This window comes from Bartonella sp. OC16QHHD, from assembly GCF_042194035.1.
Taxonomy (GTDB): Bacteria; Pseudomonadota; Alphaproteobacteria; order Rhizobiales; family Rhizobiaceae; genus Bartonella.
Window position 1 is genome coordinate 134,888 of sequence record NZ_JBHIMJ010000021.1, and the last position, 8,887, is coordinate 143,774.

The window sequence follows — 8,887 nt, forward strand, 5'->3', positions numbered from 1 at the left end:
ATGATGATTTATATTTAAAAATCAATTTGTTGTATATAAAAATGGATACTTAATTTTATCGAACATTTTGGATGATTTTTATCTATTTGTCTTTTCTTTTAAAATTTTTACTTTAAAATCGCGTATGCTTCTTACTAAGAAAAAGAGTTTAAATATCTACAAAGAAATTTGTAACAGATATAATCATTAAAATTGAGATAGGGGGGGGAAATGGTTAATAGGTTTCAGATATGGAAAAAAGTCACGATTGTTGTGATTTTAGGGGGATTCTTTTCGACTGTTTATGTAATAGATGTCAATAGCTTGCAAGAAGCGAATGATGGTTCGTTTTATTTTTTTAAACGTGGCATGTCTGCTTATAAAAATGGGCATATAAATCAGGCTATTGCAGCATTACGTTGTGCAGCTAAGAGAGGCCATATTGGTGCGAATTGGAAACTTGGCTCTATCTATGCAAACGGTGATGGTGTCCCTAAAAATGATTATAAGGCATATAATTTTTTTGCATATATTGTTGAAAAAGGTGCTGATCTTGGTTCAGAGGATGAAAGTTATGTTTCTGATGCATTGGTTAAACTTGCGAGATATATAAAAAAAGGTATTCCTCAATCACCTGTGAAACCTGATCCTTCTTATGCTGCTCATCTTTATATGCAGGCTGCGGTAAACTATGGAAATCCTAAAGCTCAGTATCATTTAGGAAAAATATTTTTAAAGGGAGAGGGAAGGGAGAAGAATCTTATACAAGCAGCACGATGGTTTCAACTTTCAGCAAAAAAAGGAAATCCTTCTGCCCAAGCAATGCTTGGAAATATACTGCTTCAAGAAGGAAAAATTGTCCGTGGGGCAGCAATGTTAACTGCTGCCTATGAAAAAGCTAACGTAAAAGACAAAAATTGGATTCATCCTTTGCAAGAACAGGCTTTTGCTCTTTGTAATGAATCTGAGAGACGTACAGCAATTTCACTGGTTGCTGAGATTTTAAAGAATAACAGTTTTTAAACATCTGATTGTAATATTTTTACATTCTCTCATCTTATATTAAACTCTGTTTTCTTGTATACAAGTTCATAGTAAAGATAGCTTTTTTTTGATAATCTAATGGCTAATGACTTAGGATTTTAGACAAAAATTCTTGCGTTCTCGGTTTTCTTGCTTGCGGATCAGAAAAGAACTCTTTAGATGAACAGTCTTCAAGAATTGTTCCTTGATCTATGAAAATAACACGCTCCGAGACTTTTTGTGCAAATCCCATTTCATGGGTTACACAAATCATCGTCATACCTTCTTCTGCTAAGCTAATCATGACATCGAGTACTTCATCTACCATTTCAGGATCTAGAGCAGATGTTGGTTCATCAAAAAGCATGACAAGTGGATCCATAGTTAAGGCACGTGCAATAGCAACACGTTGTTGTTGCCCTCCAGAAAGTTGACCAGGATATTTATCTTTGTGTTCAATGAGTCCAACGCGTTCAAGATATAACAATCCACGTTCAAGTGCTTCTTTTTTGCTTCGTTTTAGGACTTTGATTTGTGCAATTGTCAAATTTTCTGTGACAGATAAATGGGGGAAAAGCTCGAAGTGTTGAAACACCATTCCTACCTGACTTCGCAATTTAGGCAGATTCGTTTTTTTTGAATGAACAGGTATTCCATTAATCCAAATTTCACCTTTTTGAAAAGGGACGAGAGCGTTAATAGTTTTAATGAGTGTTGACTTTCCTGAGCCTGATGGACCACAAACGACAACGACTTCTCCTTTATTAATGTTGGTTGTACAGTTTTTAAGGACTTTAATTTCGCCATACCAATTAGAAACATTTTTTATTTCGATCATATGAGTAGACATTTTTTTTCCTGTTAGCGAATAATGGATACTTTTTTTTGTAAATACAAAACTATTTGTGACAGTGTAAAACAGATAACAAAATAGAAAACAGCTGCTAAGATATAAGCTTCTTGCTTTACACCAAAATTATTAGCAGCAATATCAAAACCATTCAAAAGGCTATGACCACTGATGGCATAAACAAGGGTTGTATCCTGAAAAAGGATAATAACTTGTGTTAAAAAGACTGGAAGCATATCTCTAAAGGCTTGAGGAAGAATGACAATGTACATACTTTGCCAATATGTCATTCCAAGAGCTTGTCCTGCATATTTTTGTCCTTGCGGAACTGAATTGATTCCAGCACGCATAATCTCAGCAAAATAAGCCGTTTCAAATGCGGTAAAGGTAATGAGTGCTGATTTATTTGCACCAATGGATATACCAGTTAAAAAAGGCAGAAGCACGAAAAACCATAAGATAACCATCACAAGTGGTATTGAACGCATAGCTGTTATGTAACTGATTGCAAACCAAGAAAGAAGTTTTATGGAAGAAAGGCGCATCATTGCTAAAAGTGTGCCGAAAACAAACCCCAATATCGTTGCAAAAAGAGTTAGAAAAACGCTAAAGAGTAAACCTGATAAAATGTAAGAACGAAATACATCAAAGGTAAAAAAGGAAAAATCAAAGTCGGAAAAATTGAAAGGAGAATAAAGTCCAAACTGAGAGCTTATGAAATTCATCATATTCAATTTCCCTTTATTTGAAAATTAGGAATTTTGAGTATTTGTTCAATGACTGTCATCACAATGAATACGAATAAGGCTATTAGAATATAAAGGATCGTAACAAGTAAATAATTTTCGTAAACATGGCTTACCTCTTCAATTGCTTGGTATTGAAATTGCATGAGCTCATTTATTGAAACGGCGAATGCTATAGACGAATTTTTCACAATCCCCATTGCTTCTGAAGTAAGAGGTGGCATAATTGCACGTATAGCACGTGGTAGTATAATATAGCGATAACTTTGATAAGTTGTAAACCCCATTGCCATAGCAGCATAGCGTTGTCCAGAAGGAATCGCTTCAATGCCTGAACGAACCTGTTCAGCAATGCGTGCAGATGTAAAGAATCCCAATGCGCACGTTATTAAGAGAATGGGGGAAAATTTCATCGCTGGTGGATAAATCTTCGGAACAACAAAATACCACAAAAACACTTGTACAAGGAGGGGAATATTACGCATAATCTCTACCCAAATAGTACCGATAGTGCGAAATATATAATTGATTATGGATGTTTTGGGTAAAGTGCGCATTGTTCCTATAATAACACCACACAATACAGCTAAGATAAGTGAAGTGATAGACAATATAACCGTATTTTTAAAGCCATCGAGAAGTGTATCTAAATAGGTATGGCTCACACCGGGAGTTCCCAAGCATCCTGTTACCAATGTTTGAGTAAGGTCATCTCTACAAAGGAAAGAAAAGTCCATTAATTGATATTCCCTCAAATTAGTCATTCACAAATAGGCAATAAACCAAGCGCATCTACATAGGCCAAATTTATTAAAAAGTGAATTAAAATATAAATCACACTCAATTTCAAAAGAGTGTGGTTCTTCTTTATTAAATTCTATAAATCTTTTTCTGCGTAGCTTTCTCGAGGCTTATTATTTGGGTGATCCCAAGCATATCTTGTTTGTTTTGACAAGGGAAGGTTCATAACAGTGTTAGCAGGTGGGATCGGTTTCATAAACCACTTATTATAAAGCTTTTCCAGTGATTCATCTTTAATCTGACGTACGATACTATCGTTGATTGTTTGTTCAAATTTTTTGTCATTTAATCTGAGCATACAGGCAATAGGTTCGACTGAAAGTACAGTATCAAGAATGACATAATCAGATGGATTCTTTGATTTAGCAATATGTCCAGCAAGAATTGAAGCGTCCATGACAAAAGCATCTGCCTTACCAGATTCTAATAATAAAAAACTATCTCCGTGATCTTTCCCCTTTAAAACTTTAAACTGAATGTTTTTTGCACGTTTATTTTTACGAATAAGTTGAACAGATGTTGTACCGGTGGTCGTTGCAACTGTTTTTCCATTTAAATCCTCAAGAGATTTAATGTTAGAGTTTTTCTTTACAGCAATCCGAACCTCTTCAATGTATGTCGTATAAGCAAATGCTGCTTCTTTACTGCGGGCAATATCATGTGTTGTTGAGCCGCACTCAAAATCATAGGTTTTATTTTTTAAGAGAGGAATTCTATTTTGAGAAGTGATGGGAAGATAATGAATTTTAATTGGTTTACCAATTTTTTTTGAGATATCATCAATGATCCGTTCTGCCATTTCTGTATGAAAACCTACATATTTATTATTACCAAGGGCGTAGGCTAAACCAGATGATTCACGGACACCTAAAGTAATTTCACCTGTTCGTTTTATTTTTTCAAGAGTATCATGTTCAGCATGCGCGAAACTTGAGAATCCAATGGACGTTGCTGCAATAAGCATTAATAATGATTTCTTCATTTATGTCCTCCATTCATTTATTTTTATTTTATTTGCTTAAGATATACTGTTTATATGCTGTAGCATAGTTATTATTTTTGAGTGGAATTTTTTTGTTGTCTCATGAAATGAGGATTTTACTTTCTTAATTGATATTAAGGTTAATCCAAACAGGAACGTGGTCGGATGGTTTTTGATATCCCCTTACTTCTGTTTGGCTATGAGCGCAAATTAATTGATCAACAGCTTCTGGTGATAATAATAAATGATCAATGCGAATCCCATTATTCTTAGGCCAAGCACCTGCCTGAAAATCCCAAAAACTGAAGGAGGGAGTATCGGTGACATTCCGGATAGCATCATAAAAACCTAAATGGAGGATACGTTGGAATGCTTTTCTTGTTTCTTGAAGAAATAAGGCATCTTGATACCATTCTTGAGGTTTTTTTGCATCTAATGGAGTGGGGATGACATTATAATCACCTGCTAGAATAAGAGGTTCTTCATACGCAAGCAATGATTTTGCATGTGTGTATAATCTTTCCATCCATTCTATCTTATAGGAATATTTTTCACTTTCAATAGGATTCCCATTTGGCAAATAGAGAGATGCAACACGAACAACACCTTTGTTTGTTGAATAAACAGCTTCAATGTAACGTGTTTGTTTATCATTATCATTGCCTGGTAATCGACGGATCACTTCATCTGGTGTTTTTTTAGAGAGAATCGCAACGCCATTAAAACTTTTTTGTCCGTGTGTTTCTATATGGTAACCTAAACTTTCAATTGCATCGCGTGGAAAATTTTCATCGATACTTTTAATTTCCTGTAAACAGACTATGTCCGGCTGGCTTTGCTGCAGCCATTGACATAATGTTTCATGTCGTGCTTTTATCCCGGCAATATTCCACGTTGCTATTTTCATGGCGCTCATCATTAGATATCCAATATGCAATTCAATTTACTGCATTTATGTTTACTACAGTCACATCGCTGTTTTTTTGTTTATAGGGGATATTACTATGGTAAATTGATTTATCAAGAGTAGCGGTAAAAGCAAATTTAAAGTTTTAAAATTTAATTTATTTTCATTTTTAAAAACTTTCTGCTGTTTAGTTCTTGACGAATGTACGTGTTCTCGCTATTAGAGATGGACATAACCGATGTGAATGTAATCAGGTGTTTTGGATATGAACCGGATCATTCACAGGTGTTAAGAAGATTAAAAGCAAATGCTAGTGCAAAAGGCTATTGCCTTCTCTGCTTATGGTCGGGTAAACTGTTTTTTGCAGGTGTGCCCGATTTTGTGTGTAGACTTAGATATCTGTTCCGATTCTGTTGGGGTGGATAGAAATAAAAATAGAAAAGCCCGATTGGGTGAGACCAATGTAGATCGAAAAGAGGAAGGTTGCATGCCTACCGTAAACCAGTTGATTCGCAAGCCGCGTGTGGCGCCAGTTAAACGTAATAAGGTTCCTGCTCTGCAGTCGAATCCGCAGAAGCGTGGTGTCTGTACGCGTGTTTATACAACAACACCGAAGAAACCTAATTCTGCTCTTCGTAAAGTTGCTAAAATTCGCTTGACGAATGGATTTGAGGTAATTGGTTATATTCCTGGAGAGGGACATAATCTTCAAGAGCACTCTGTTGTAATGATTCGTGGTGGTCGTGTGAAAGATTTGCCAGGAGTTCGTTATCACATTATTCGTGGTTTACTTGATACGCAGGGTGTCAAGAATCGTAAACAGCGTCGTTCAAAGTATGGCGCAAAGCGTCCAAAATAATATTGAGAGACAAAGCTAATGTCCCGTCGTCATAGAGCAGAAAAGCGTGAGATTAATCCAGATCCAAAATTTGGTGATTTGGTTATTATGAAATTTATGAATGCCATTATGTTTGATGGTAAAAAATCAGTTGCAGAGCGTATTGTTTATGGTGCGCTCGATTCTGTGGAAAAAAGAGTAAAAACAGATCCTGTGGCTCTATTTCATCGAGCTTTAGAGAATGTTGCTCCTCATATTGAGGTTCGTTCACGCCGTGTTGGTGGCGCTACTTATCAAGTTCCGATTGATGTTCGTCCTGATCGTCGTCAGGCTCTTGCTATTCGTTGGTTGATTGCGGCGGCACGTGGTCGAAATGAAACGACGATGGTTGAGCGTTTATCTGGTGAATTGATGGATGCGGCTAATAATCGTGGTTCTGCCGTGAAGAAGCGTGAAGATGTTCATCGTATGGCTGAAGCTAATCGTGCTTTTTCTCACTATCGCTGGTAGAAGTTTTAAACTAAGGCAAATATAATGGCTCGCGAATATAAAATTGAAGATTATCGTAATTTTGGTATTATGGCGCATATTGATGCTGGTAAAACTACGATGACTGAACGTATTCTGTTCTATACCGGTAAGAATCATAAAATTGGCGAGACCCATGATGGCGCTTCTACAATGGATTGGATGGAGCAGGAGCAGGAGCGTGGTATTACGATTACGTCTGCTGCAACAACGACATTTTGGGAAGGGCAAGATGGTCGGAAGCGTCGCTTTAATATTATTGATACGCCAGGGCACGTTGATTTTACGATTGAAGTTGAGCGCTCTTTGCGTGTTCTTGATGGTGCAATAGCCTTGTTGGATGCAAATGCTGGTGTGGAGCCTCAAACGGAAACTGTTTGGCGGCAAGCTGAGAAGTATCGCGTGCCTCGTATGGTTTTTGTTAATAAAATGGACAAAATAGGAGCTGACTTCTATCGTAGTGTGGAGATGGTTGGTTCTCGGTTAGGTGCTAAAGCGCTTGTTTTGCAGTTGCCGATTGGTGCTGAAAATGACTTTGAAGGAGTTGTTGATCTTGTAGAAATGAAGGCTTTAAAGTGGGATGGTTCTATTGGTGCCTCGGCAGTGATAAGTGAAATTCCCTCTGAGTTAAAGGAGAAAGCTGAAGAATATCGCGAGAAATTGATTGAGATGGCTGTGGAGGTTGATGAAGCTGCGACAGAGGCTTATTTGGAAGGCGTTATGCCAACCAACGAGCAGCTTGTTTCTCTCATTCGTAGGGGGACAGTAGAAGTTCAGTTTCATCCGGTTCTTTGTGGTACGGCTTTTAAAAACAAGGGGGTGCAGCCACTTTTGGATGCTGTTGTTTCCTATCTTCCTTCTCCTATTGATATTCCGGCGATTAAGGGTATTGATGTAAAGGATGGGGCTGAGACGACACGCGAATCTTCTGATGATGCTCCGTTATCTATGCTTGCTTTTAAAATTATGAATGATCCTTTTGTTGGTTCATTGACGTTCTGTCGTATTTACTCAGGTAAAGTTCAGAAAGGTATTTCTCTTGAGAATACTGTGAAAAAGAAAAAAGAGCGTTTGGGGCGTATGCTTCAAATGCATTCAAATTCTCGTGAGGATATTGAAGAAGCATTTGCTGGTGATATTGTTGCTCTTGCAGGACTTAAGGAGACGACAACAGGGGATACTCTTTGTGATCCTTTGAAGCCTGTTATTTTGGAGAGGATGGAATTTCCAGAGCCTGTTATTGAGATTGCAATTGAACCGAAGACAAAAGCAGATCAAGAAAAAATGGGTATTGCTCTTAACCGTCTAGCAGCCGAAGATCCTTCATTTCGTGTTAAATCGGATGAGGAATCTGGTCAGACTATTATAGCTGGAATGGGTGAGCTTCATCTTGATATTATTGTTGATCGTATGCGGCGTGAGTTTAAGGTTGAAGCAAATGTTGGGCAGCCTCAAGTTGCTTATCGTGAGTCAATTACTAAAATGGCGGAAATTGATTATACGCATAAGAAACAATCGGGTGGTGCAGGTCAATTTGCTCGTGTGAAAATTGTTTTTGAGCCTCATGATGGTGATGACTTTATTTTTGAGTCAAAGATTGTTGGTGGTGCTGTTCCTAAAGAATATATTCCCGGTGTCCAAAAAGGGATTGAGAGTGTTATGGGGTCAGGTCCTCTTGCGGGCTTTCCTATGCTTGGTGTAAAAGCGACTCTCATTGATGGTGGCTATCACGATGTTGATTCTTCGGTTTTGGCTTTTGAGATTGCTGCTCGTGCGGCTTTTCGTGATGGGGCAAAGAAGGCTGGTGCACAGCTTCTTGAACCGATCATGAAGGTGGAAGTTGTTACACCAGATGATTATGTTGGTGATGTTATTGGTGATCTCAATTCTCGTCGGGGACAGATTTCAGGAACTGAAGCGCGCGGCATTGCAACGGTTGTGAATGCAATGGTTCCTTTGGCAAATATGTTTGGTTATGTGAATACTCTTCGCTCTATGAGTCAGGGGCGTGCGCAGTATACAATGCAGTTTGATCATTACGAGCCTGTGCCTTCAGCTGTTGCTTTGGAGATTCAAAAGAAATACGCGTAATTTCAGGTTGGTAATTAATTTTTAACTTAGTCCTTGGCTTGGACGGAAAATGGAGAGCTCAAATGGCGAAGAGCAAGTTTGAACGAACAAAACCGCATGTTAATATTGGTACGATTGGTCACGTTGATCATGGGAAGACCTC

The 8,887-nt window shown here is 37.8% G+C and carries 9 protein-coding genes and 1 pseudogene; 5 read left to right on the forward strand and 5 right to left on the reverse strand.

The window, feature by feature from the left end:
• The first annotated feature begins 210 nt into the window (after window positions 1-210).
• Window positions 211-1,002, forward strand: a complete 792-nt coding sequence (locus tag ACFIK1_RS03670; RefSeq protein WP_375618569.1) for a tetratricopeptide repeat protein — start codon at window positions 211-213, stop codon at window positions 1,000-1,002.
• 103 nt (window positions 1,003-1,105) lie between these two features.
• Here ACFIK1_RS03670 and ACFIK1_RS03675 read toward each other — a convergent pair whose 3' ends face one another.
• The 5 genes from ACFIK1_RS03675 to xth form a co-directional block, all read right to left on the reverse strand.
• Window positions 1,106-1,852: an amino acid ABC transporter ATP-binding protein gene (locus tag ACFIK1_RS03675; protein WP_375662112.1), complete on the reverse strand. Its 747-nt coding sequence runs from the start codon at window positions 1,850-1,852 to the stop codon at window positions 1,106-1,108.
• Between the two features lie 11 nt (window positions 1,853-1,863).
• Window positions 1,864-2,580, reverse strand: a complete 717-nt coding sequence (locus ACFIK1_RS03680; protein WP_375662113.1) for an amino acid ABC transporter permease — start codon at window positions 2,578-2,580, stop codon at window positions 1,864-1,866.
• A gap of 2 nt (window positions 2,581-2,582) precedes the next feature.
• Window positions 2,583-3,335, reverse strand: a complete 753-nt coding sequence (locus ACFIK1_RS03685; RefSeq protein WP_375662114.1) for an amino acid ABC transporter permease — start codon at window positions 3,333-3,335, stop codon at window positions 2,583-2,585.
• Between the two features lie 140 nt (window positions 3,336-3,475).
• Window positions 3,476-4,381, reverse strand: a complete 906-nt coding sequence (locus ACFIK1_RS03690) for a transporter substrate-binding domain-containing protein (RefSeq protein ID WP_375634815.1) — start codon at window positions 4,379-4,381, stop codon at window positions 3,476-3,478.
• A gap of 124 nt (window positions 4,382-4,505) precedes the next feature.
• The gene (gene xth, locus ACFIK1_RS03695; RefSeq protein WP_375634813.1) at window positions 4,506-5,288 is read right to left on the reverse strand and encodes an exodeoxyribonuclease III; all 783 of its coding nucleotides are present in this window, start codon (window positions 5,286-5,288) and stop codon (window positions 4,506-4,508) included.
• Window positions 5,289-5,775: 487 nt separating this feature from the next.
• Between xth and rpsL the strand changes: the two genes are divergently transcribed.
• The 4 genes and pseudogenes from rpsL to ACFIK1_RS03715 all read left to right on the forward strand — a co-directional run.
• Window positions 5,776-6,147 (forward strand): 30S ribosomal protein S12, encoded by a 372-nt coding sequence (rpsL, locus tag ACFIK1_RS03700; protein ID WP_005773262.1) that lies wholly within the window; start codon window positions 5,776-5,778, stop codon window positions 6,145-6,147.
• Between the two features lie 18 nt (window positions 6,148-6,165).
• Window positions 6,166-6,636, forward strand: a complete 471-nt coding sequence (gene rpsG / locus ACFIK1_RS03705) for a 30S ribosomal protein S7 (protein WP_273791452.1) — start codon at window positions 6,166-6,168, stop codon at window positions 6,634-6,636.
• Window positions 6,637-6,660: 24 nt separating this feature from the next.
• Complete coding sequence (fusA, locus tag ACFIK1_RS03710) at window positions 6,661-8,745, forward strand: elongation factor G (RefSeq protein ID WP_375655072.1); 2,085 nt, start codon at window positions 6,661-6,663, stop codon at window positions 8,743-8,745.
• A 62-nt stretch (window positions 8,746-8,807) separates the two neighbouring features.
• Window positions 8,808-8,887, forward strand: a pseudogene (locus tag ACFIK1_RS03715) (elongation factor Tu); the annotation flags it as partial.